Here is a 23474-nt window from a genome sequence, read left to right as displayed (position 1 = left end):
GTCACTGCGTGCCCTCCGGCCCGGGGCCGAGCAGCTCGGCGAGCAGCCGCGCGACGGCCTCGACCGTCGGCCGGTCCCAGAAGAGGGTCGCGGGGAGCGGGACGCGGAACCGGCGCTCGATCCCGCGCCGGATCCGTACGGTCATGACCGAGTCGACGCCCATCTCCGCCACCGGACGGTCGGCGTCCACGTCGTCCACCGACAGCCGGGTCTCCTCCGCGACCTGCCGCCGCACCTCCTCGACGAGGAAGTCGTGCAGCGCGTCCGGGTCGAGCCCCTCCCAGGGCGAGGCGTCGGCGGCCGTGCCGGACGGTTCGGGCGGCGCGTCGTCGAGCTCGCTCAGCAGCGGCGGCCTGCGGTCGCCCGGCCCGAGCGGGATGGTCCGGAGCACGGCCGCGTACGACAGCGCGTGCCGTCCGGCGAGCCACCACGCGCTGAACGCCTCGGTGGCGCTGATGTCGGAGGTGCCGCGGGCGGCGAGCTCGGCGTCGATGACGGCCGAGGAGGTGGACATGCCGAGCCCGCGCCAGGACGTCCAGCCGAAGCTGGTCGTGGCGGTGTCCCCGGCGGCCCGCCGGTGCGCGGCGAGCGCGTCCAGGAAGGCGTTGCCCGCGGCGTAGGCGGCCTGGCCGGGAAGGCCGAGGAGCTGCCCGCAGGAGGAGAAGAGGACGAAGTGGTCGAGCGTCCCCGGCGGGAACAGCTCGTGCAGGACGAGCGCGCCCTTCACCTTCGGCCGCATGACGGTCCGCAGCGACTCCTCGTCCAGCGACCGGAGCGTGCGGTCGTCCAGCACGCCCGCCGCGTGCACGACCCCGCGGATCGGCGGCAGGCCGAGCGCGGCGGGCGACAGCAGCTTCCGCGCGGCCTCGGCGTCGGCGATGTCGAGCGCGACGGTCGCGACGGTGACGCCGAGCCGCTCCATCTCCAGGATCGCATCGACCCGCGCGGCCTCGGCGGGCTCGGTCAGGTCCTGCCAGGTGTCGCGGGGCGGCAGCGAGCGGCGCCCGACGAGGACGAGCCGCCGCGCGCCCCGGTCGGCCAGCCACCGGGCGACCTCCAGGCCGAGCGTGCCGAGCCCGCCGGTGATCAGGTACGTGCCGTCCGGGCGGCAGGTCAGCGGCGGCCGCACCGGGTCGCCCTCCAGCAGCCGGAGCCGCGCGACGGACGGTTCGCCGTCGCGGACCACGACCACGTCGTCGCCCGGCGGCGACGCGACGATGTCGACCAGGGCCGGGACGTCGCGGGGCGACCCGCCGATGTCGACGACCCCGCCCCAGAACTCGGGGTGCTCGCCGCCGATGATCCGGCCGAGTCCCCACAGCGCGCTGTGGCCGAGCGACCGTTCCTCGTCGCTCTCCCGGACGCCCTGGGTCGCGCACCAGAGCCGGGCGGGCGCCGCCAGGCCGGAGTCCGCGAGCCGCCGGGCCGTCCGGGCGAGCAGCCAGGCCGCGCCGACCGCCGCCTCGTCGGTGTCGGAGGACGGCCCGAGCGGCGGGACGACGACGACCGTGTGGCCGCCCGCGAGCTCGGCGTCCCGCAGGTCCTCGGGGGCGGCCGCGACCCGGAAGGGGACCCCGGCCGCGCCCAGCCGCTCGCTGATCCGGCCGAGCAGGGCGGTGTCCGGGCCGACGAGGACGACCCGGGTCCGGCCCGGCGCCGGGGGCTCGGGCAGCGGACGCCAGACGAGCTCGTGCACCAGGCGGCGCGGGCTGGTCAGGACGGCGGTGTCGCCCTCCAGGACGCCGTAGCGCAGCCGGTCCAGCCGGGCGACGACCGTGCCGGCGGTGTCGCGGATCTCGACGTCGACCGTGTCCTCGCCCGTCACCCGGACCAGGACCAGGGCGCGCGCCGGGCTGGCCCCGTCCAGGGCGACCCGGTGGACGTGCGCCGGCATCCGCAGGACGGGGTCGCCGGAGAACGCCACCGAGGCGGCCGACAGCGCCGCGTCGAGCAGCGGCGCCCACGTGGACGGCGCGTCCTCGCCCGTCCCGACCTGGACGGTCACGGCGAGCCGCCCGTCCTCCCGCAGGATCCGCGGCAGCTCCCAGTGGAACCCCATCGCCGCGACGCCCAGCGTCGCGAGCCGGTCGACCACGTACGCGGACGGCAGCTCCGTCCCGTGCCCGGGGGGTGGCTCCGTCCCGGGGGCGGGTGGCGGCGCGGCGGCGGACGCGGCGAGCGGCTCGGAGCGGGTCTCGGCGGTCGCGGTCGTGTGGGTGACCCAGGCCCGGTCGTCGGGGGTGCTGTCGACGATCCGCGACGACAGCCGGAGCATGCCGTCCTGGAGGACGATCTGCACCTCGCGGGGCCGGGTGAGGGTGACGGGCACGTGCAGGTGGACGCCGGTCAGGTCCGGCCGTCCGCCCGCGGACGAGGCGGCGGTGAGGAAGGTGTTCAGCAGCACGGCGGCCGGGACGATCTCGACCTCGCGCACCGGGTGGTCGCCGGGATAGGGGCGCGTCTCGCGGTCCAGCGAGGTCAGCCAGACCGTGGCCGGGGTCGAGCCGTGCACGCTGGTGCGCCCGCCGAGCAGCGTGTGGCTCACCGGGTCGTGCCGTTCGGCCACCCGCGCCACGGCGGCCGCGCCGTCCTCCTCGATCCAGTACGGGCGGTGCCGCCACGGCGCCGGGGGCAGGTCCGCCGGACGGCCCTCGGGCCACAGCGCCCGCCAGTCGACCGGCGCGCCGTGCGCGTACAGGACGGCGATGCTCTCCAGCAGCGTCCGCCGTTCGGGACGGCTGCGGCGCATGGTGTGGGCGGTGCACAGGCCGTCGGCGCCCTCCAGCGTCTCGTTGATGGAGTGCTCCACCACGGGATGCGGCGCGACCTCCAGGAACGTCCGGTGGCCGTCCTCGGCGGCGGCGGCGATCGCGTGCGCGAACCGGACCGTCCCGCGCAGGTTGGCGGCCCAGTAGGCGCCGTCGCGCGGCGCGGTGGAGCGCGGGTCGTCCAGCGCGGTCGTGTACAGGGGGATCTCGGGCGCGCGCGGCGTCAGGTCGGACGCCGCGGCCTCCAGGTCGGCGAGCAGGGGATCCATGGACGGGCTGTGGAAGGCGACGTCGGAGTCGACCTCGCGGACGGCCACGCCGTCGGCCCGCAGCCGTCCGGCCAGGTCCTCCACCGCCGCCGGGACACCGGACACCACCGTGGAGCGGGGCGCGGCCGCGACGGCGACGGCCAGGTCCGCCCGGTCGCCGAGCAGCCCTTCGACCTCCTCGGGCGGCAGCGCGACCATGATCATGGCGCCCTGCCCGGCCACCCGCCGCAGCAGCAGCGAGCGGCGGCAGACCAGCCGCGCGCCCTGCTCTTCGGTCAGGGCCCCGGCGGTGACGGCGGCGGCGATCTCGCCCACCGAGTGCCCGACGACGGCGTCCGGCCGGATCCCGGCGGCCCGGCAGGACGCGGCCAGCGCGACCTGCACCGCGTAGATCATCGGCTGGGCGACGTCCACGGGCAGCGGGAGGCCCCGCTCGATGACCTCGGTCGGGGCGAAGCCGATCTCCTCGCGGAAGACGGGGTCGAGCTCGCGCAGGACGGCGGCGAAGTCCGGGTCGTCCGCGAGCGTGCGGGCGGCCATGCCCACCCACTGCGAGCCGTGGCCGGAGAACACCCACACCAGGCCGTGCCCGGCGGATCCGGCGGTCCCGGTGACGGCGGGCGCGCGCAGCCCGGCGGCGAGTTCCGCGCGGCCGGACGCGACCACGGCGGCCCGGTGGGACAGGTGCGTCCGGCGGAGCGCGAGGGTGTGGCCGAGATCGCGGAGCGACCCGGACGACGGGCTCTCGACATGGTCGGCGAGGTCGGCGGCCCGGCGGGCCAGCGTCTCGGCCGACGCCGCCGAGACCGGGTACAACCGTAGGTCGCCGGCGTCGGGCGCGGCGTCGGCGTCGGCGTCGGCCGCGTCGTGGACCGGCTCCTCCTCGGCCTCTTCGAGGATGACGTGCGCGATCGTGCCGCCGTACCCGTAGCCCGAGACGCCCGCGCGCCGGGGGCCGTCGCCGTCCGGCCAGGGCGTCGGCTCGTCCACGACCCGCAGCCCGGCGGTGTCCCAGGGGATGGCCGGGTTCGGTTCGGTGAACCCGGGGTTCGGCGGGATCTCGCGGTGGCGGAGCGCCAGGACGGCCTTGATCAGGCCCGCCATGCCCGCGCCCGCCTCCAGGTGCCCGACGTTGGGCTTGGCCGAGCCGATGAGCAGCGGCCGCCCGGCGGGGCGGTCCGCGCCGAAGACCTCGGCGAGCGCCGCCGCCTCGAGCGGGTCCCCGACGCGCGTCCCGGTGCCGTGGGCCTCCACGAAGGACACCGAGGCCGGGTCGATGCCCGCGCCCGCGTACGTCCGGCGCAGCAGGTGCGCCTGGGCGGCGGCGTCGGGCGCCATGATGCCGTTCGTCCGGCCGTCCTGGTGGACGGCGCTGCCGCGCAGGACGGCGAGGACCCGGTCGCCGTCGCGGCGCGCGTCGCTCAGCAGCTTGAGGACGACGACCCCGCCGCCCTCGCCCCGGCCGTACCCGTCGGCGTCGGCCTGGAACGACTTGCTGCGCCCGTCCGGCGAGATCGCGCCCGCCGCGGAAAGGACGCGCGTCAGGCCGGGCGCCGCCACGACCAGGACGCCGCCCGCGAGCGCCACCGGGCACTCGCCCGCCCGCAGCGCCTGCGCCGCCAGGTGGACGGCCACCAGCGACGACGAGCAGGCGGTGTCGACGGACATGCTCGACCCGCGCAGGTCGAGCACGTGCGAGACCCGGTTGGACACGGCGCAGTACGCGCCGCCGATGCCCGACCACGCCTCGATCCGCGGCAGGTCCTCGAGCAGCCGGCGGCCGTAGTCGTCCGCGCCGACCCCCATGAACACCCCGGCGTCGGTTCCGGCCAGGGTGTGCGGGGGGACGCCCGCGTGTTCCAGGGCCTCCCAGGAGAGTTCCAGGATGATCCGCTGCTGCGGGTCCATCAGCGCGGCCTCACGGGGCGTGATGCCGAAGAAGTCGGCGTCGAAGCCCGCCACGTCGTCGAGGTAGGACCCGCGTCCGGGGGTGTCCCGGACGGCGGCGGCGTGGTCCGGTCCCTGGGCGGAGTACCAGTCCCACCGTCCTTCGGGGAGGTCTCCGGAGGTGGTGCCGCCCTCGCGGAGGAGCGTCCAGAACCCGTCGGGCGAGCTCACCCCTCCCGCGAAGCGACAGGCCATCCCGATGATGGCGACGGGTTCGCGTGAGTCCATCAGCCGACAGCCTTTCCGGACGTTCACCGGGCGGGGCCCGGGAGCGGCCTGAGCAACGAACGGATAGGGGACGACCTCATGGTCGGTTCGGCCGTCCGGGCCCGGCACCTTGAGAAATGCGGTGCTCCGGCGGTTCCGGCCGCCGCTCCCGGTACGGATCATTGGGCAGGAGACGGGGCCGGGAATCGGCAAGGGGGTCGCCATGGAAGTGGGCACGGGAGCGGGCACGGGAGCGGAAACGGGACCGGACAGGAGATCGGGCCGGGGGAGCGGCGCGGGGCCGCGGCGGGTGGCGGTCGTGGGGGCCGGTCCGGCGGGCCTCCTCACGGCGCGCATGGTCGGCCTGCTGCTGCCGGGCGCCGAGGTCGAGGTGTACGAGCGCGGCGAGCCGGGGGAGGCGTCCGGCTTCGGCGTCACCCTGTCGGCGCGGACGCTCGGCGGGATCGCCGGGGCCGACCCGGACACGCACCGGCGGATCGTCGGGGCGAGCCTGCCCCTGTCGGGGATCGACATCGCGCTGCCCGGCAGGACGCTGCGCTACGACGGCTTCGAGGTGGCGAGCATCTCCCGGCACACGCTGCTGACGATCCTGCGGGAGCAGGCCGAGGCCGTCGGCGCCCGCATCCGCTACCGCCGCGCGGTTCCGCCGGAGACGCTGTCCGACGCGGACGTCGTCGCGCTCGCGGACGGCGCCGCGTCCGCCCACCGGACCGCCCGCGCCGCCGGGTTCGGGACCACCACCCTGACCGGAGCCGCGCGCTTCGTGTGGCTGGGGACGGACGCGCCGTTCGAGCCCCGCACGTCCTTCGCGTTCGTCCGGACGCCGTACGGGCCGATGGCGGCGCACTGCTACCCGCACGCCGACGCGGGCGCGACGGTGGTGGTGGAGACCGACGAGGCGACGTGGCGCGCGGCCGGGTTCGGCGGCAACGCGTCCGGGCCGCTCGGCGACGACCGGCTCGGCATGCTGAGCGAGGTGTTCGCCGAGCACCTCGGCGGGCGGAAGCTGGTCGGCGACCGGAACCGGTGGAGCCGCTTCACCGTGGTGACCAACCGGCGCTGGTCGGTCGGGAACACGGTGCTGCTCGGCGACGCCGCGCACACCGCGCACTTCACGGTCGGGTCCGGGACCAAGCTCGCCCTGGAGGACGCGATCGCGCTGGCCACGGCGCTGAGCGGGCATCGGGACCGGGCGGAGGCGTTCGACGCCTACGAGCGGGCGCGGCGCGGACCCGTCGAGCGCACGCAGCGCCTCGCCGCGCCGAGCATGCGCTGGTGGGAGGGCTTCGGACGCCGCCTGGACCTGCCCGCCGAGGAGTTCGGCCTGCACTTCCTGACGCGGACGCCCGCCATGACGCTCGCCGCGCTGCGCCGCCGCTGCCCGGACCGGCTCGCCGAGGCGGAGGCGGCGTTCCGCCGGCGGGCGGGCGACGGCCGTCCGGACGCCGCCCGCCACGCGGTGGACACGCCGTTCCGCCTGGGCCCGGCGGCCCTCCCGAACCGCCTGCTCTCCCTGCCCGCCCCGGGCCTGCGCCTGCGCGAACCGGAGTGCCCGGACGACCCGGACTGGAGCGAGGACGACATCCTTTCGGTCCCGAACGCCGGCGTCGGCGCGGACGCGGACGTGATCGTCGTCGGCGCCGGGGCGCCGCCCTGGGAGTGTTGGCACGAGACACTGCGGTACGCGTCCGCGCTCCGCGCCGAGTCCGGGACGCCGGTCGCGGTCCGCGTGCCCGCCGACTGGCGGGACGGCCCCGGCCTGGACGCCGACGAGGACTCCTGGTCAGCCCGGATCCACCTCGCGCTGCTCGCGGGCCGGATCGACCTGGTCGCCCTGGACGGGCGCTGAACGTCCCTTTGTGGCCGTTCTTCCGTTGTGAGTCCCTTGGCGTTGCTAGCGTGCGCGCCATGCGGAGAGTGATCATGCCCGGACGCGCGGCGCGGCCGGCGGCGGCGTGGCCGGCGGCGGCATGGACGGTGGCGGCGTGCCTGGCGGCGGGCACGGCCGTGACCGGCTGCCTGCCCTACGCGCGGGCCGAGTCCGGTCTGCTCGCGAAGGAGACCCTGGTCGCCGGGGTGCGGCCGGACCTGCCGGGGATCGGCGGACGCCGGCGCGACGGCACGTTCGAGGGCCTGGACGTGGACGTCGCCGCCTACGTCGCGAAGGCCCTCGGGAAACGCGTCAGGATCGTCCCGGCGGCGGCCGCGGACCGCGAGCGGCTCCTGCTGAAGGACAGGAGCGTCGACATGATCCTCACGTACTGGGTGCGGGCGGACTGGAAGGCGCGGATCGCCTTCGCCGGGCCGTACGTGCCGTCCTACCAGGACATCCTCGTCCGCTCCGGCGAGCGGCGCATCCAGAACGTGCACGACCTCGCCGGGCGCCCGATCTGCGCGGTCAAGGGCGCGGGCGCGTCCGACCTGGTCATCAAGGGGCTGCGCGTCCCGGCGGTGCCGGTGCGGACCGACGGGTACGCGCAGTGCACCGCGATGCTCCGGGACGGCAGGATCGACGCGATCACCACGAACGACACCATCCTGGCCGGGCTCCGCAACCAGCAGGGCACGGCGTTCCGGCTGCTCGGCGCGCGGTTCGGGGAACAGCGCACCGGCATCGGCATGCGCCCCGGCGACCCGGACGGCTGCGAGGCCGTCAACAAGGCGATCACCCGGATGTACCAGGACGGCTCGATGGCCAGGTCCCTGCGCCGCTGGTTCGGCGGCTCCGGTCTGGACCTGTCGGTGGTCGCCGTCCCCCAGTTCGAGGGCTGCGACTAGGGACGGGACGCCCGGGACCTCAGGACGCGGGGGACAGGAGCACCTTGCCCGCCGCCTCCCGGGACTCGACGGCCCGGTGCGCGGCGGGGGCGTCCTCCAGCGCGTGGACGCCGTGGACGCGCGGGCGCAGCGTCCCCTCGCGCACCAGCCCGAGGACGGCGGCGGCGCGGCGGCGCACCAGCTCGGGGGTGCGGTCGTACCGTCCGAGGGACGGTTTGGTGAGGAACAGCGAGCCCTGGAGCGCGCCGAGGTCCACGGCCCCGACGGGCCCGCCGGTCTGGCCGTACGACACGAACGTGCCGCGCGGGCGCAGGCAGGCCAGGCCCTGGTCGAAGGTGTCGCGGCCGACGGCGTCGTAGACCACGTCCACGCCGCGTCCGCCGGTGAGCGCGAGGACGCGGTCGGCGAACACGCCGTCGGAGTAGTCGACGACGTCCCCGGCGCCGGACTCCTCGGCGGCCTTCGCCTTCGCGGGGCCGGAGGCCGTGCCGATCACCCGCGCGCCGCGCAGCACGGCGAGCCGGCAGAGCAGCCCGCCGACGCCGCCGCCCGCCGCGTGCACGAGGCAGGTGTCGCCCTCCTTCAGCGGGACGACGTCGACGGCGAGCATGTGCGCGGTCATCCCCTGGACGAGCGCGGCGACGGCGTCCTCGTCCGTGACGTCGTCGGGGAGGGGGATCAGGCGGTCGGCGGGGACGGCGCAGTGCGTGGCGTAGGACGCCGAGGGCACCGCCCATCCGACGCGGGCGCCGGGACGCACGCCCGTGACGCCCGGGCCCGTGCGCAGCACCACGCCGGCGCCCTCCATGCCGGGCGTGAAGGGGAGCGCGACGCGGTAGGCGCCCGACCGCTGGAACAGGTCGACGACGTTGACCCCGGAGACCGTCACCCGCACCAGGACCTCGCCGTCGCCCGGTTCGGGCTCGGCGGCGTCCGCGACGCGCATGACGTCCGGCGGACCCTGCCGTTCCAGGACGATCCGGCGCACGGTCAGCCCCCCGCCATCGGCGCGAGGATGGTGACGGTGCTCCCGGCGCCGACGACCGCGGCGTCCCGGCTCCGCCGGGGGACGAGCTCGTCGTCGACGACGAGGTTGACGTGGAGCAGGGGCGCGCCGTCCGGGCCGAACAGCCGTCCCGCGATCCAGGGGTGGTCGTCGGCGAAGCGCCGGACGACGTCGGGCAGGGGTCCCTCGGCGCCCTCGAAGGCGGTGCGGCCGTCGGGGCTCCACACCGAGGGGATGAGAATCCTGATCATCGGTCTCCTCGTTCGTCTCGGGGCGCGGTCAGGCGTCCTTGCTCAGGCGTCCCTCTTCAGGCGTCCCTGTTCAGGCGTCCTTCGCGCAGCGGAAGCCGTGCGCGAAGGACGACCAGCCGGTCGGGTCGCCGTGCATGCGCTCGCTGCACCGGGTCTGGTGGCGGAAGTTCATCCAGGAGCCCCCGCGGATGACCCGGTAGCGGCCCATGGCCGCCTGGACGCTGGGGTCGCACTCGGTGGCGTCGTCGTAGAGGTGGGAGAGCGTCGACGTCCACTCGTAGACGTTTCCGCCCATGTCGGCGCAGCCGAAGGGGCTGTCGCCGCCCTTGGAGAAGGCGCCGACCGGGGTCGTGCGGGGGATCGGGCCGTCCTCGGCGCAGGTCGCCTCCCACCACGCCTTCCAGCCGCCGAGGGCGTTGAGCGCGCCCGCGTGGAACTCGGCGGTGTTGGCGTTGCGGACATCCCAGGTGTCGCCCCACGGCCAGATCCGGAACTCCGGGCCGCCGCGCGCCGCGAACTCCCACTCGGACTCGGTCGGCAGACGCTTGCCCGCCCACTCGGCGTAGCTCACGCAGTCGAGCCAGGAGACGTGGACGACCGGGTGGTCGCCCATGCCCTTGGACGAGGTGCCCGGGCCGCCCGGCGCCCGCCAGCTCACGCCGTCGAGCTCCCGCCAGCCCCGTTCGGTGTAGACGAGCCCGAACCCGCGTTCCTCGGCGTCGGTGACATGGCCGGTGCGCTCGGCGAACTCGGCGAACTCGGCGACCGTGACGGGGTGCCGGTCGATCCGGTAGGGCTCCAGGACGCGGGTGTGCTGGGGCGTCTCGTCGGCGAACCAGATGCGGGGAAGCGGCTGGTCACTGGCCTCGAGCAGGTCCAGCAGCCACGGGGGCGACCCCTGCTGGAACGTCCCTCCCGGGACGTGCACCATTTCCCCCACCGAACTCTCCTTCCGGTCTCCGAACGCGTTCCGGGCGCTCAGGCGGCGCCGCTGTCGGACTGCTCCAGCCACCACGGGTTGGCGCGGGCCCATGCGACGGTCTTGGCCAGGCCCTCCGGCAGCGTCGTGCCGCAGTCCCAGCCGAGGACCTTGCGGGCCTTGGTGTTGTCCGGGACGCGCCGGGGCAGGTCCTCGTAGGCCGAGCCGAGCGCGGTGGCCGTGTCCACGGGCACGGGCGCGGCCGAGCCGGTGAGCGACGCGATGAGCCGCACGGCCTCGGCGATGGTCGTCTCGGTCATGCTGCCGATGTTGAAGACGTCGCCGATCGCGTCCGGGTGCGTGCCCGCGAGGACGGTGCCCGCGACGACGTCGGCGACGTAGGTGAAGCAGCGGGTCTGCCGGCCCTGGTCGTACACGACCGGCGGCAGGCCGTTGAGCGCCCGGTGCAGGCTGCGGCTGACGAGGTACGCGGGACGCTGGCGCGGGCCGTAGACGTTGAAGTACCGGACCACGCTCGCGTCCAGCCCGTGGGCCTTGGCGAAGGCGAAGGTGAGGTGCTCGGTGAGCGCCTTGCTGGACGAGTACGTCCAGCGGTCGGCGGTGGTCGGGCCGAGGACCCGGTCGCCGTCCTCGCGCCAGGGGACGTCGGGGTTCTTGCCGAACACCTCGCTGGTGCTCGCGACCACGACCCGGGACCCGGCCTTCGCGGCCAGCTCCAGGACGTTGCGGGTCCCGGTGAAGTTGACGTCGATGACCTCCAGCGGCTTGGCGAGGTACTGGTCGACGCCGACCATCGCGGCCAGGTGGTAGACGACGTCCACGCCGGGCCGGACGGCCCTGGCCAGCGCGTCCGGGTCCCGGACGTCCCCGCGGACGTGCTCGACCAGGTCGCCTCCGCCGTCCGGCGGCGGCGCGGCCCCGTCGAACACGGTCACCTCGTGGCCGCGGGCGAGCAGGCTCTCGACCAGGTGGCTCCCGACGAACCCGGACCCGCCGGTGACGACGACGCGGGTCCCGCTCATCGGCCGATCCCCCGGTAGCGGTAGCCGAGTTCGCGCAGCATCGCGATCTTCTCCTTCGGGTAGTAGGCGCGTCCGTCCAGCACCAGGCAGGAGTCGGCGACGGGCAGCGCGGCGAAGTCGATGTCCTCGAACTCCTTGTGGAGCGCGAGGACGGCGACGCAGTCGGCGCCCCGGACGGTCTCGGTCAGGGAGTCGCCGGGCCGCAGCCCGAACAGCTCCTCGGCCTGGTCGGGCTCCACCATCGGGTCGTACGCCCGCAGCCGCACCCCGGCCGCGGCCAGCTCGTCGACCACGCCCTTCACCGGGGTCTCCCGCAGGTCGCCGGTGTTGTTCTTGAACGCCAGGCCGAGCACCGCGACCGTCGCGGTCTTCGGGTCGAGGCCCCGCTCGGCGAGGTCGTCGAGGACGAGCCGCGCGGTGTAGGCGGGCATCTCGTCGTTGGACAGCCGTCCGACCTCGGGGGTGCGGACGGTCAGGCCGTGCCGCGCGGCGGTCTGCCAGACCATCCACGGGTCCTTGGTCAGGCACGACCCGCCGACGCCGACGCTGGGCAGCAGGATGTTGACGTTGCCGTTGCCCTTCTTGATGGAGTTGGCCGCGGAGATGACGTCCAGGACGTCCACCCCGAACAGCGAGCAGAACCTGGCCAGCTCGTTGGCCAGCGCGATGTTCAGGTCGATCCACCAGTTGTCGGCCAGCTTGACGATCTCGGCGGCCTCCAGCGTGTCCTGCGGGATGGCCGGGACGTTCAGGGACTTCTGCCAGAACTCCGCGGCCTCGGCGGTGCTGCGCTCGTCGAGCCCGCCGACCACGATCGGCAGGGCCCGCAGGTCGGCCAGCGCCGTGCCCTCGGCCAGCCGCTCGGGGCAGAAGGCCAGCCGGAAGTCCCGGCCCGCCTCCAGGCCGCCGCCCTCCAGCAGCGGCAGCACCAGGTCCCGGGTCGTCCCGGGCGGGACGGTGCTCTTGCAGATCACGAGCTGCCCGGCGCGCAGGTGCCGGGCCAGTTCCGTGCAGGCCCCGCGGAGCTGCGCGTCCGCCAGCTTCAGGTCGGGGGTGACCGGGGTCCCGACCGTGATGACGACGACCTCGGCGTCCGCGACGGCCGCGTAGTCGGTCGTGGCGCGCAGGCGCCCCTCGGACAGGGCGCGGCGCGCGGTGTCCGCCACGCCGGGCTCCCGGGAGCGGACCACCCCCCGGCCCAGGTCGTCGACCAGGCCGGCGGCCTTGTCCACGCCGACGACGTCGAACCCCGACTCGGCGAGCGCCGCGGCCACGCACAGGCCCACGTATCCGAGCCCGATCACCGCGATCGGTTGTCGTTCCTGCATGACGCTCCTCACCAGGTGACCGGGAACGCCAGCAGCTTCTGCACGGTGGCGTCGTTGAAGGCGGGGATCTCCGCGACCGGGACGGCGGGACGCAGCCCCGGGAACCGCTCGGTCAGCGAGCGGAACACGATCTCCAGTTCCAGCCGGGCCAGGTTGTGGCCGAGGCAGCGGTGCAGCCCGTACCCGAAGGCGAAGTGGTGGTCCGGCGGGCGGGTCACGTCGAACTCGCCCGGGTGGGACGTCACGCTCGGGTCCAGGTTGGCCGCGGCGAAGCTGACCAGCAGGCCGTCCCCCGCCCGGACGACCTGGCCGGCGACCTCGACGTCCTCGGTGGCGACGCGGGCGAGCTGCTCGACCAGCGACACGTGCCGGAGGATCTCGTCGACCGCGCCGGGGATCAGGTCCGGGTCGTCGCGCAGCGCGGCGTACTGACCGGGGGTGTCGAGCAGGGCCAGCGTGCCGAGCGCGATGGCGCTCGTGGAGGTGACGGTGCCCGCGACGAGGATCGCGAAGGCGAACTGGATCGCCTCGTCGACCGCCATGGCGCCGCCCGCGACCCGGTCGTCCATCAGGTCGGCGAGCAGGCCGCCGCGCAGCTCGGACCGGCGCTCGCCGACCAGCCGCGCCAGGTAGCCGGACAGCTCCTCCATCGCCGCGTCGGCACGGCCGGGGTCGAACAGGTCCCGGGCCGGTTTCTCGAAGTGCTCCCGGTCCTCGTACGGGACGCCGAGGAAGGCGCAGACCACCATCATCGGGATCGGCGCGGCGAAGGCGGGCATCAGGTCGGCGGGCGGCCCCTGGGCGAGCATGGCGTCGATCCGCTCGTCCACGATGCGCTGGATCTCCGGGCGGTGCACGGCGATCCGGCGGGCCGTGAAGTGGGGGATCAGCAGCTGCCGCTGCCGGGTGTGCTCGGGCGGGTCGACGCCGAACAGGGCGCCCGCGAAGCCGCCGTCCTCCTCCTTGGCCATCTCCCGGGTGCCGCGCATGTGCAGGTGGCGCTCGTCGAGGACGGGGTAGTCGGGGAAGTCCGACCGGCTGGACATGCGCTTGTCCGACAGCAGCGCCCGCACCTCGGCGGGGCCGGTGGCCAGCCAGGTCGTCCGCCCGTCGTACAGGCGGACGCGCTGGAGCGGGCCGTCGGCGTGCAGCCCCGCGGTGCCGCCGGGCGCGCTGTAGGGGCACTCGCGGGTGAGGGGATAGTCCGGCGCGTCGCCGGCGGGCTCGGTGTTCTCCGTGCTTTCGGTGTTCTCGGGGGTGACGGGCGAAGCCGCCATGGGATCCTCCTGGCGGATGTCAGCGCAGCGCTTCCTGGAAGCCGACGTGGGCGTAGTGGTCCGCGATCGCGTGGAAGGACTCCTTCGGCTCCAGCCGGTAGTCCGAGGCGGGGTCGGCGAAGTCGTCGCGGACGGTCTTGACGACGCACATGCTGGCGGTGTCGAGGTCCAGGCGCGGGTCCTCGGAGTGCGGGTGGGTCGGGTGGACGAGCTCCGACACCGTCACGCCCCGGACCCCGGCCTGCTCGAAGACGCCGAACATCTTCAGGTGGTAGGCGGCCTGCGCGCTCTCGTCCCGCGTGTAGCGGTCGAGGACGACCGGGGGATCGACGTAGCGGTCGACGATGTCGTAGAAGCGGAACGCCATCTCCTCGGCGCCCCGGTAGGTGGCGGTGCCGAACTCGGCGATGTCGACCGGCTTGCCCCACTTGTGGTACGGGGCGATCTCGGCGACGTGCTCCGCCGCCGTCGGCAGGTACGCGGGGAGGTACTGGTACATCAGCCCGATGCTGTCGAAGAGCGTCCAGTCGACCTCCTCGAACATCGCGGCCGAGTAGCTCAGCGGCCCGTGGAACAGGTCGCGGGCGGTCGCCGCGGCCCGGCCGAGGAAGTCGTTCAGGCGCGGCGCGGCCTCGTGGAAGTCGATCCGCCCGTCCGGCTCGAGCAGGTAGTGGTCGAGGTCGGCGTAGGCGTTCGCCATGCGCTGGTGGTACGGCTCGCCGGGGGCGATGCCCGGAGTGAAGATCAGGTGGACGGCGCCGACGGTGAGCTCGACGTCCGCCCCGTCGTCGCGCAGCGTCTCGGCCAGCCGCGCGGCCTCGGCGAGGTGGTCGATGACGTCCGCCTGGGGACGGTCGGCCAGCCGCGGCTGCAACCGCACGCGCAGGTCGCGTTCGGCCGCGGCGCGCGAGGCCGCCTCCAGCCTGCCGTGGTCGCTGCCGTAGACGGTCACGCTGTTGCAGTTCAGCTGGTCGGCGATGAGGGAGATCTCCTCCGTCATGTGGCGCTCGCTCCACACGACGCGCGACAGGTCCCCCTGACCCGTCATGAAGTTCGTCCCGGTGTCGTAGGCGACCCCCCGGAGGGCCGCTCCCGCGGGTTCCCGCTCGGACATGCTGTTCTCCCTTCGCTGCTCAGATCTGGTCGAGACGCACGTCCGGGTCGGCGAGGACCCGGCTCAGCACCCGCTGGAAGCCGATGACCAGGCCGGTCATCGTCTGGTCGCTGAAGAGGCTGGTGAGGAATCCGGCGCTCCCGACGATGCCGGGGGCGTTGAGTTCGAGGTTCCAGAGCGCGCCGTCGGGGAGCGCGGAGCCGACCGGCTGCGGCAGCAGCCGCCGCCGCATCGCGGTCCAGCGCAGGTCGCCGACGGCCTGGTCGGCCATGATCAGCGGCGACTGGACGACCTGGAAGGCCAGGTCGGCGGCCCGGTCCTCGCTCGCGTCGGCCATCAGGTCCGGCGCCTCGGCGAGGATGTCGTTGAACGGGAGCTCGTGCGCGTAGGCGTCCAGGCAGGTGCGGCGGACGGCGTCCACGACGTCCCGGAAGGCACGGCACCCGGACAGGTCCACCCGCAGCGGGATGAAGTTGTAGAAGGACCCGACGGTGTCGAGCATCCGGGACTGCATCCGGCCCGGGGTGAAGGTCGGCGCGACGATGTCGTCGCGTCCGGTGAGGTCGCGCAGCATCAGGACGTAGGCGGCCAGCAGCACCATGAAGGGCGTGGCGCGCGTCGTCCGGGCGGCGCGGAGGGTCGCGGTGCGGAAGCTCTCGGGCAGCATGAAGCGCTGCCAGGCCGTCGTGGCGGGATGCCCGTCGGCGCGCGACAGGTCGGTGGGGATCGGCGTGACGCGGGCGCCGCGCAGGGTGTCCCGCCAGTGGTCCCGCGCCTTCTGCGCCGCCGGGCCGCGCTCGTACTCCCGCTGCCAGGCCACGAACTCGCGGTACTGCCCCGGCGGGGGGAGCACCGCGGGACGGCCCTGCCGCCGCGCCGCGTAGAGCTCGGCGAGGTCCCGGACGACCAGCTGCATCGACCAGCCGTCCACGGCCGTGTGGTGCGCGGCGAGCGCGAGCACGGCGTCGCGCTCGTCGAACCGGCCGAGGACGCCGCCGAGCAGCGGCGTACGGTCCATGCCGAAGGGCGTGGCCTCGACCTCGTTGACCAGTTCCTCCGCCTGGAGGTCGCGCGAACCCTCACGCGCCCCCAGATCGTGGACGGCCAGGTCCGGCGAGGAGGGCCGGCCCACCTCCTGGTGGGCGCCGTCCTCCTCGCGGACGAGCGCGGTGCGCAGCGACTCGTGCCGGACGACCAGGTCGTCCAGCGCGCCCTGGAGCGCCGGCAGGTCGAGGGGGCCGGTGAGACGCCAGCCGCCCACGATCGTGTACCAGGGGCCGAACGGCCCGGAGTCCTCGCCGGAGTCGATGAGCCGCAGGAACTCCTGCTGGAGCGAGAGCGGGAACCGGCCCGGCGGCGCGGCGACCGTTCCATGCTGGTGGGACATGCCGATCCTCCGAGCTACCAGGTCACCGGGAAGGAGTAGAGGCGCTGCAGCGTGCCGTCGTTGTTGTTGCTCTCCATCTCGGAGATCGGCACGGCGGGCCGGAGGTCGGGGAAACGCTGGACCAGCGTCCGGAACGCGATCTCCAGTTCCAGCCGGGCGAGGTTGTCGCCGGGGCAGCGGTGGATGCCGTGGCTGAAGGAGAAGCTCGGCCGCGCCGGGCGCCGGATGTCGAAGGCGTCCGGATCGGCCGCCCACGCCTCGTCGAAGTTGACGCCGGCGCAGCTGATGAGGATGCCGTCCCCGGCCTGGATGGTGACGCCGCCGACCTCGATGTCCTCGATCGCGACCCGCGCGAACGCCTCGACCAGCGACACGTAGCGCAGGATCTCCTCGACCGCGCCGGGGATCAGGTCGATGTCGTCGCGCAGCGCCTCCCACTGCTCGCGGTTGTCCAGCAGCGCGAGCGTGCCGAGGGAGATGACGTTGGTCGTGGTGTCGGTCCCGGCGACGAGCATCGACATCGCGATGTGGACCAGCTCGTCCCGGGTCAGCTCGCCCTTGTGCAGGTGGCCGGTGATCAGGTCGTCGAGCAGCCCGGTCCGGCCCTGGCCGGGAGCGGCCTCCTTGCGGCCGATCAGCCCGTCGAGGTACTCGCCGAGCTCGGCGGTGGCCTCCTCGGCGAGCTCCGGCACGAACAGCTTGTGCGCCGGGACCTCGAACTGCTCGTTCTCCTCGTAGGGGACGCCGAGCAGGAAGCTCATCACCATCGACGGCACCGGCTGGGCGAACAGCGTGACCAGGTCGGCCGGCTTGCCGTGCGCCTCCATCGCGTCGAGCTTCTCGTCCACGATCTGCTGGATGTCGGGCCGCAGCCGGGCGGTCCGCCGCAGCGTGAACGGCGGCATGATCATCTGCCGCTGCCGGGTGTGCTCGGGCGGGTCCACGCCGAACAGGACGTCGGCGTAGCCGCTGTCGACGACCTTCTCCATCTCCTTGTTCAGCAGCGGGTAGCCCGGTCCGCGGTTGCGGATGGACACGCGGCGGTAGTCCGACAGGAGGGCCCGGGCCTCGGCGACCCCGGTCACCAGCCACGCGGTCCGGTCGTTGTAGAGCCGGACCCGGGTGAGCGGGCCGGAGGCCATCAGCGGGTCGTGTCCGGTGGACGGCCGGTAGGGACACTCCCGGGAGATCGGGTAGGTCGGCAGGCTCGCCCGTTCGGCGGGTGACAGGGTCATGGTCGCTACCCCTCGATCGGTGGCGGGAGGGCTTCCCCGGAAATCCTCGGCCGGGCCCGCCACCAGCGACATCCTCCAGAATGCGGCCCGCCCGCGGTGCCGTCCGCGGTGCCGTCCGCAGGGCCGCCCCGAGGGGCGCCCTGAGGGCCGCCCGCCACGCCGGCGGCGGGGGCCGCGGGACGTGACGCGACATACGTGTCCCGCTCTGTCAAGGCCGGGCCAGCGGACTGTCACCCTCGGGCCAGAAGCTTTTTGTTTCCCGGAGAATGGCGATCAGTTGTGCTTGCGGAAGGGCAGAGACATCGATGTATCTTGTGATCGAAAAATGGCCTGAGAGAGTGTCCGCCACAGCCGTGCCCTGTTCGTGAATAAGCTCTATATATCACACTGTAATATTACGATGTGATGTTACGAATAGTGAGGTGGAGATTACCGGTGTTCCGTGCCATTGATTGCCGATCACCTTTCTCCCCCGTCATCGGCGTGCTCGCGCGAGGCGGCGTCCGGCGGCGTTCGAATGCCGGTGCGCCGCGGTCGAACACGTCCCTGGGCAGGGGTTTCGCCCGTGTCCGCCGGGCCGTGTCGGACGGGGCGTCCGGCCCCCCGCCCTCGTAGGCCCGGGGCGCCGGGCCGCGTGGAAGGCGCGGCCCGGCGCCCGGAGAGTTCGGTTCCGGATGCATGTGAACCGTCCGCGTATCAGTCGCATTGACCATCCCGGGTTCCGGGTGTTCGTCGTGCGGACAGTTCGGGTTCGCTTGATCGGCGAAGGGGAGAGGTGTGGAAGACGCGCTGGAAAACGTGATGGATCCGCGCTGGGTCCAGATGGGTGACGATCCTGTTGACGCCGCGCTGGAAGAGGCCGTCGTCCGCGTCATCGAGACCATGCGGGAGAAGCTCGGTGAACGCCTGACCGTCGACGACATGGCGCGGGCCGCCATGTTCAGCAAGTTCCATTTCTCCAGGGTCTTCCAGCGCATCACCGGGCTGTCGCCGGGAAGATTCCTGTCCGCCATGCGGCTCCAGGAGGCCAAGCGCCTGCTGCTGACCACCTCGCTCAGCATCACCGAGATCACCTACCTGGTCGGCTACTCGAGCGTCGGCACGTTCAGCACCCGCTTCAAGGAGGCCGTCGGCCTGTCCCCGACCGAGTACCGCAGGCTGGACGGGTTCACCAGCGAGATCCCCCGCGACCGCCGCCGGAGGGGGCCGGACGTGCCGAGCGCGACGGTCGCGGGCCACGTGCGGCCACCCGACTCCGGCTCCGTCGGCCCGGTCTTCGTCGGCCTGTTCCCGGACTGGATCCCCCAGGGATCGCCGGTCAGCTGCACCGTGCTGCGGACCCCCGGGCCGTACGAGCTGGACCGGGTCCCGCCGGGGACCTGGCACGTCCTCGCCCACGCGATGCCGCCGGGCCTGGAGCGGATGACGGACCCGGGCGAGGAGCCGCTCATCGTCGGCGCCAACGGCCCGATCACCATCCGGTCGGGCACCGGGCTGCGCCGGGCCGACCTCCGCCTGCGTCCGATGCGCGTCCTGGACCCCCCGGTCCTGATGGCGCTGTACGACGTGCGCGTCGAGGCCCTGGACGGCTGACCCTCCGTGCCCCGTCCCCGCTCCTGTCGCCGCCGCTCCCGCCCCCGAAGCGCCCGTTCCCGCCCCCGAAGCCTCCGTCCCCGTCCCCGAGGTCCCACCCCGCTCCCCGCGATCCGCCCCCCGCCTTTCGCCCCCGCCCCGGCCCCCTGCCTCGCTCCCCGTGCTCCGTTCCTTGTGATCCGCCCGCCGGACATGCGCGCGGCCGGGCCGTTGGACGGCCCGGCCGCGACGGTCAGTCGGTCTTAGTGGTCAGGAGTCAGCTGAAGGAGATCAACGCGCCGGCGCCGGTGCCGCCGCTGGTGCCGGTGTCGGAGATGCCGATGAAGCACTGCACGGCGCCACAGTCCACGTTGCCGTAGAGCGTGCCGCCCACATAGGCGGTGAAGGTCTTGTGCACGACCGCCGACGCGCTCGCGGTGCCGTCGGCCGCGGACGTGGTGCTGCCCAGGGAGACGCACGCCGCCTCGTTGGCCGGGGTGAGCGTGCACTCCCCGAGGTTCTGGGTGGAGTTGGGGGTCAGGCCCGTGGCGGCCACCGCGACGGTCTGGCCGTCCGCGAGGCCCGTGGACGGCGTCACGGTCGCCGTGGCGGCCGTGACCGAGGGGGTGGACGCGCCGGCGGCCACACTGCCGATCGCGGCGGTCAGGCCGAGGGTGAGAGCTCCGACCAGGCCCACCTTGGTGGCGAACTTCCTGCCGGCGGGGGTTCGGGTCTGCTCGGACATCAGGGGGTTCCTCCTTCAACACGCGGGCCACGCCCTCCGCGAGGCCTCAGTAGTTGTGACGGTCCAACGCGGAGAAAGTCACCGGACCTGTCACCGAATATTCGCCGGGCGGTCATGGCGCGGCACGGCCCGTCCAATGGCGGGGAGAGGAACATGCGAAGGTGGCCGGAAGTCCCCGCGGAGACCTCCGGCCACCTTCACCGGCCTGGGATCAGTGGGCCTGCTGCCGCAGAACCCGGAAGGCCGTCATGAGCATGCCCAGGGCGAGCAGCATCAGCGCCGCACGGCGCTTCCTCCTGCTCCTCTTGACCGGCTCGATCGCTTCGGTAGAGCCCATGGCGTTTCCTTTCCTTGGCGAACGACCGCGTCGGGCCGCTCTTTGTGGGTGGTTGTTCAGGCCCCGGCGGGGGCGGTTTGCGCGCCGGTCTCGGCGGCGGCCTTGCGGGAGTTCCTCAGGTGCGCCACCCACCAGCCCAGGCCGCGGAGGCCGCACACGATGGTGGTCGCGTAGAACAGCGTGTAGACCACGTTGCCGACCATCAGCACCGCGTAGACCACGGCGATCGAGCTGCCGAAGAGGAACTGGGCGCGGCCCTTGGACGGCGTGGTCCCGGGGTCGGTGACCATGTAGTTGGTGTAGAGGACGAACGCCACTCCGCTCATCGCGCCGAAGGCGGTGAAGAGGGCGACGTCCCAGATCCAGTGACGGATGAGCGCCTGGATCGCGAATCCGCCGACCCAGCCCATGATGAGCATCACCCGCTTGGTGAGGACCGCGTTGATGACGGTTCCCGCCATGAGGATGAGCATCGGGATGCTGATCCGGAAGAAGCTGTTGGCGTATTCGGTGAACTGGTAGGGAGGCGCGATGCTGACCCAGGTCCCGAAGAGCAGGAGCGTCACCGTGATGCCGAAGTTCGACGGGTTCATGAAGTGCCGCCAGCGGCCGTTCACCGGCGCCTTGAGAAAGTGCTTCTGCGACACGGCCACGATGACGCCGAACATGATCGGCCACCATTGGTTGTTGGCGTACAGCAGCATGTTGACGGCGAGCGCGGTGATGTGCGAGGGGAGCAGGAACTCCATGAACCCGCGCGGTCCCCGGCCGGCGAAGCGCGGCGTGGTGCGGTGCGCCCAGGCGCTGATCATCTCGAAGACGATCTCGGTCGTGTACCCGGTGGCCAGGGCGAAGAAGGGCCACAGCCAGGGCTGCTCGAACCCGAGCACCGTGTAGCCGAGGATGTTGAAGACCGTGAGGGAGATCGCGAAGTTGCGCAGCGCCAGGTAGCGGACGTCCGGGGCCTTCTTGGCCGGCTTCGCGGGATCCGCCGGGACCGGCGCGTTGACTTGCTCGACGACTGTGGTCATTGGCCCGCGGCCTCCGATGCGGTGCTGGTCAGGAAGACGTTGTGGTCCCCCGGCGTGAGCTGGAGGTTCTGGTGGTGGAGCTGCCCCTGCTCGTCCGACCACTGCACGGTCGCCGCGACGGGGCCGTTGTAGGTGCCGAGGCCGAAGTGGACCTCGAAGCTGCGCTTGCCGCTGTGCCCGCCGCCGCCGTCGAGCTGCTGGATCTGGGTGTGGCCGTCCGGCAGGCGGATCTGCACGGTCGCGCCGTACGCCGGGACGCCCGGCCCGGTGAGCCCGGTGCCCGGCTTGCCGCCGCCGGTCGCGGGGCGGTAGAGGCGCAGGCCGAGGTGGTTGCCCAGGGACGGCGCGTTGTTGGCGTAGAAGTTCGGGGCGCCCCACTGCCGGGCGATGGCGAAGTCCAGGGCGCCGCTGCCGCGCGTGTCGGCGGTGGCGATGCCGCGCGAGGGGACCGGCTCGTCGAGGCCGAGCTCCTTGCTGAGGTTCACGTAGCTGCCGGTGTCGGACTTCTTCCCGTAGAACGCGATCGGCTGGCTGCCGTCGATGTCGTCGCCCGGCTGCATGTTCGGCCACATCGCGGGGTTGGTGTAGACCATGTCGTTGGTCATGGCCATCTCCTGGAGCCACGGCCAGCGGTTGATCTTCCCCTTGACGAAGCCCTCGGCCTGGACGACGTCCAGCCGCCCGCTGTTGAGGAAGTCGCCGGTCTTGACGTCCCAGCCCCAGCCGCGCCAGGCGAAGCCGAGCTGCTGGGCCTTCTGGTCGAACGGCGCCGTCCCGTCGGCCAGCTTCTTCGCCATGTCGGCGTTGCCGGACGAGGTGTTCATGAAGGCGAAGTTGCTCTCCTCCAGGCCCCACGCGACCGTGATGTTGCTGACGAGGATGTCGAACTTCCCGTGGTTCTGGAGGTCGCTGAAGTCCACGCCCATGCCCTTGAACGAGTCGTGGCCGAGGACGAAGGACTTGGGCGTGGTGGACGACCGTTCACCGGTCGCCTCGGTGAAGCGGATCCGGTCGGGCGTGGACCGGTTGTAGAACAGGTGGTCCTTGCCGAAGTCGTTGGCGACGTACGCCTCCGGCTTGCCGTCGCCGGTGAGGTCGGCGCTGGACATGGCCAGCGTCCAGCCGCTCCCGGAGTGGAACGGCACGGCGTTCGCGTCCTCGGTGTAGCGGACGGTCGGCTGCGCCCCCGAGGACGCTCCGACCCATCGCAGCGCGTGCGTCCCGCCGGCGTTCCGGGCGTCGGACATCGACGAGTTCATGACGACGTTCGGCTGCCCGTGCGGGTCCAGGACGTCGGAGTCCGGGAAGTAGTTGGCCAGCAGGATGTCCGGGTGCCCGGTCCCGCGCAGGTCCGCGACGTTCACCGCGTTGGTGTTCCAGCGCGGCCCGTGGTAGCCACCGTCGGTGGCCGCCTGGGGGACGACCTCGACCGGCTGGTAGGCGGACGCGGACAGCGTCGTCGCGTTGGCCTTGGCCATGAACGCCACGGGCGTGCGGCCCCAGTAGTAGACGAGCAGGTCCATGCGCCCGTCCCCGTTGAGGTCGCCCGGGACGCAGCCCATGGGCGCCATCTGCGCGTCCATGGGCAGCGGCGCGGCGTTCAGCGTGAACGGCGTGAACCGGTCGGACGCCGGGGCGGTCGGCGCGTAGGTGACCACGACCTGGTCGGACCTCGGGTCGACGATGCACATCCCGTCGTCCCGGCCCTTCCCGGCCAGGTCGTTGAGCGCGATGCCCGCGCCGACCGAGGAGATCCACGAACGCAGGTGGTAGTACTTCGGATTCACCTGGCGCACGGTGTGCGTGGGCTGGTACCCGGGCGGCATGGCGATCGGCATCTCGGTGAACCGGTAGCGGTCGGCGAGCTGCGTGCCCGAGGCCGCCGGGATTCTGGCGACGAAGAACATCACCAGGATCAGCGCGAGCGCCGCGACTCCCGGGATCGCTCTTCTCTGCCAACTGATGGAGGAGGACATGATCTCCGCTTCCCTCTGAGCTGGGTGGGACCCGTATCTGACGGCCGGAAGAATTCGACCGGAGGAAACTGTCGTTCCGCCATGCCGGGCCTGCGCCGTATCGCGCCACCTGTCGGCATGTCCGCGGTCATGCGGCAATCGTTGATAAAACTAGACAGGTGTTATGCCTCGGGCTACTCCGATTGTGCGGAGGGGGTGCCGCGGCCCCTTTCCCGGGTGCGTTCCGGGACGTCCGGGACGGCCGGGAGAGCCGGAAGGGCCGG

At 73.3% G+C, this 23474-nt stretch carries 17 protein-coding genes; 3 read left to right on the top strand and 14 right to left on the bottom strand.

All coding sequences use genetic code 11. From position 1 onward, the window contains the following. Position 1: 1 nt before the first annotated feature. Entirely contained in the window at positions 2-5212 is a 5211-nt protein-coding gene (locus EBO15_RS25520; protein WP_122196977.1) for a type I polyketide synthase, read from the bottom strand. Between the two features lie 298 nt (positions 5213-5510). On the opposite strand from EBO15_RS25520, the gene EBO15_RS25515 reads away from it, so the two are divergent. After that, entirely contained in the window at positions 5511-7061 is a 1551-nt protein-coding gene (locus tag EBO15_RS25515) for an FAD-dependent monooxygenase (protein ID WP_158628354.1), read from the top strand. 59 nt (positions 7062-7120) lie between these two features. Further along, on the top strand, positions 7121-7990 hold the full coding sequence (locus EBO15_RS25510; RefSeq protein WP_122196975.1) for a transporter substrate-binding domain-containing protein: 870 nt from the start codon (positions 7121-7123) through the stop codon (positions 7988-7990). A gap of 19 nt (positions 7991-8009) precedes the next feature. Here EBO15_RS25510 and EBO15_RS25505 read toward each other — a convergent pair whose 3' ends face one another. The 9 genes from EBO15_RS25505 to EBO15_RS25465 form a co-directional block, all read right to left on the bottom strand. Beyond that, entirely contained in the window at positions 8010-8978 is a 969-nt protein-coding gene (locus EBO15_RS25505; protein WP_122196974.1) for a quinone oxidoreductase family protein, read from the bottom strand. 2 nt (positions 8979-8980) lie between these two features. Next, the gene (locus tag EBO15_RS25500) at positions 8981-9247 is read right to left on the bottom strand and encodes a MoaD/ThiS family protein (RefSeq protein ID WP_199744802.1); all 267 of its coding nucleotides are present in this window, start codon (positions 9245-9247) and stop codon (positions 8981-8983) included. A 70-nt stretch (positions 9248-9317) separates the two neighbouring features. Further along, positions 9318-10178, bottom strand: coding sequence for a formylglycine-generating enzyme family protein (locus EBO15_RS25495; protein ID WP_233616428.1), 861 nt, complete (start codon positions 10176-10178; stop codon positions 9318-9320). A gap of 47 nt (positions 10179-10225) precedes the next feature. Continuing rightward, positions 10226-11209 (bottom strand): NAD-dependent epimerase/dehydratase family protein, encoded by a 984-nt coding sequence (locus EBO15_RS25490; protein ID WP_122196972.1) that lies wholly within the window; start codon positions 11207-11209, stop codon positions 10226-10228. Continuing rightward, the gene (locus EBO15_RS25485) at positions 11206-12537 is read right to left on the bottom strand and encodes a nucleotide sugar dehydrogenase (RefSeq protein ID WP_122196971.1); all 1332 of its coding nucleotides are present in this window, start codon (positions 12535-12537) and stop codon (positions 11206-11208) included. The genes EBO15_RS25490 and EBO15_RS25485 overlap by 4 nt, the downstream gene beginning before the upstream one ends. Positions 12538-12545: 8 nt before the next feature. Continuing rightward, positions 12546-13814 (bottom strand): cytochrome P450, encoded by a 1269-nt coding sequence (locus EBO15_RS25480; RefSeq protein WP_122196970.1) that lies wholly within the window; start codon positions 13812-13814, stop codon positions 12546-12548. Between the two features lie 19 nt (positions 13815-13833). Further along, positions 13834-14928 carry an abortive infection protein gene (locus EBO15_RS25475; RefSeq protein ID WP_122196969.1) on the bottom strand — a complete coding sequence of 365 codons (1095 nt, stop codon included), beginning with the start codon at positions 14926-14928 and terminating at the stop codon, positions 13834-13836. Positions 14929-14947: 19 nt separating this feature from the next. Continuing rightward, complete coding sequence (locus tag EBO15_RS25470) at positions 14948-16315, bottom strand: condensation domain-containing protein (protein WP_122196968.1); 1368 nt, start codon at positions 16313-16315, stop codon at positions 14948-14950. 14 nt (positions 16316-16329) lie between these two features. After that, the gene (locus EBO15_RS25465; RefSeq protein ID WP_122196967.1) at positions 16330-17550 is read right to left on the bottom strand and encodes a cytochrome P450; all 1221 of its coding nucleotides are present in this window, start codon (positions 17548-17550) and stop codon (positions 16330-16332) included. Positions 17551-18351: 801 nt separating this feature from the next. On the opposite strand from EBO15_RS25465, the gene EBO15_RS25460 reads away from it, so the two are divergent. After that, positions 18352-19143, top strand: a complete 792-nt coding sequence (locus EBO15_RS25460; RefSeq protein ID WP_233616426.1) for a helix-turn-helix domain-containing protein — start codon at positions 18352-18354, stop codon at positions 19141-19143. Between the two features lie 256 nt (positions 19144-19399). Here the strand turns inward: EBO15_RS25460 and EBO15_RS25455 are convergent, their stop codons facing one another. From EBO15_RS25455 to EBO15_RS25445, 4 genes are all read right to left on the bottom strand, one after another. After that, positions 19400-19867, bottom strand: a complete 468-nt coding sequence (locus EBO15_RS25455; protein ID WP_122196966.1) for an enediyne antibiotic chromoprotein — start codon at positions 19865-19867, stop codon at positions 19400-19402. Between the two features lie 211 nt (positions 19868-20078). Beyond that, positions 20079-20204, bottom strand: a complete 126-nt coding sequence (locus EBO15_RS46895; protein WP_267898429.1) for a hypothetical protein — start codon at positions 20202-20204, stop codon at positions 20079-20081. A gap of 56 nt (positions 20205-20260) precedes the next feature. Next, a complete protein-coding gene (locus EBO15_RS25450) occupies positions 20261-21235 on the bottom strand; it encodes an enediyne biosynthesis protein (protein WP_122196965.1) in 975 nt (324 codons plus the stop codon). Then, positions 21232-23211 (bottom strand): CRTAC1 family protein, encoded by a 1980-nt coding sequence (locus tag EBO15_RS25445; protein WP_199744801.1) that lies wholly within the window; start codon positions 23209-23211, stop codon positions 21232-21234. Before EBO15_RS25445 ends, EBO15_RS25450 begins: the two co-directional genes overlap by 4 nt. Positions 23212-23474: the final 263 nt, after the last annotated feature.

The organism is Actinomadura harenae, assembly GCF_003696215.1.
Lineage (GTDB): Bacteria > Actinomycetota > Actinomycetes > Streptosporangiales > Streptosporangiaceae > Spirillospora > Spirillospora harenae.
Note: the sequence above shows the minus strand (reverse complement) of the source record. Positions and strands in the feature narration are given on the sequence as shown.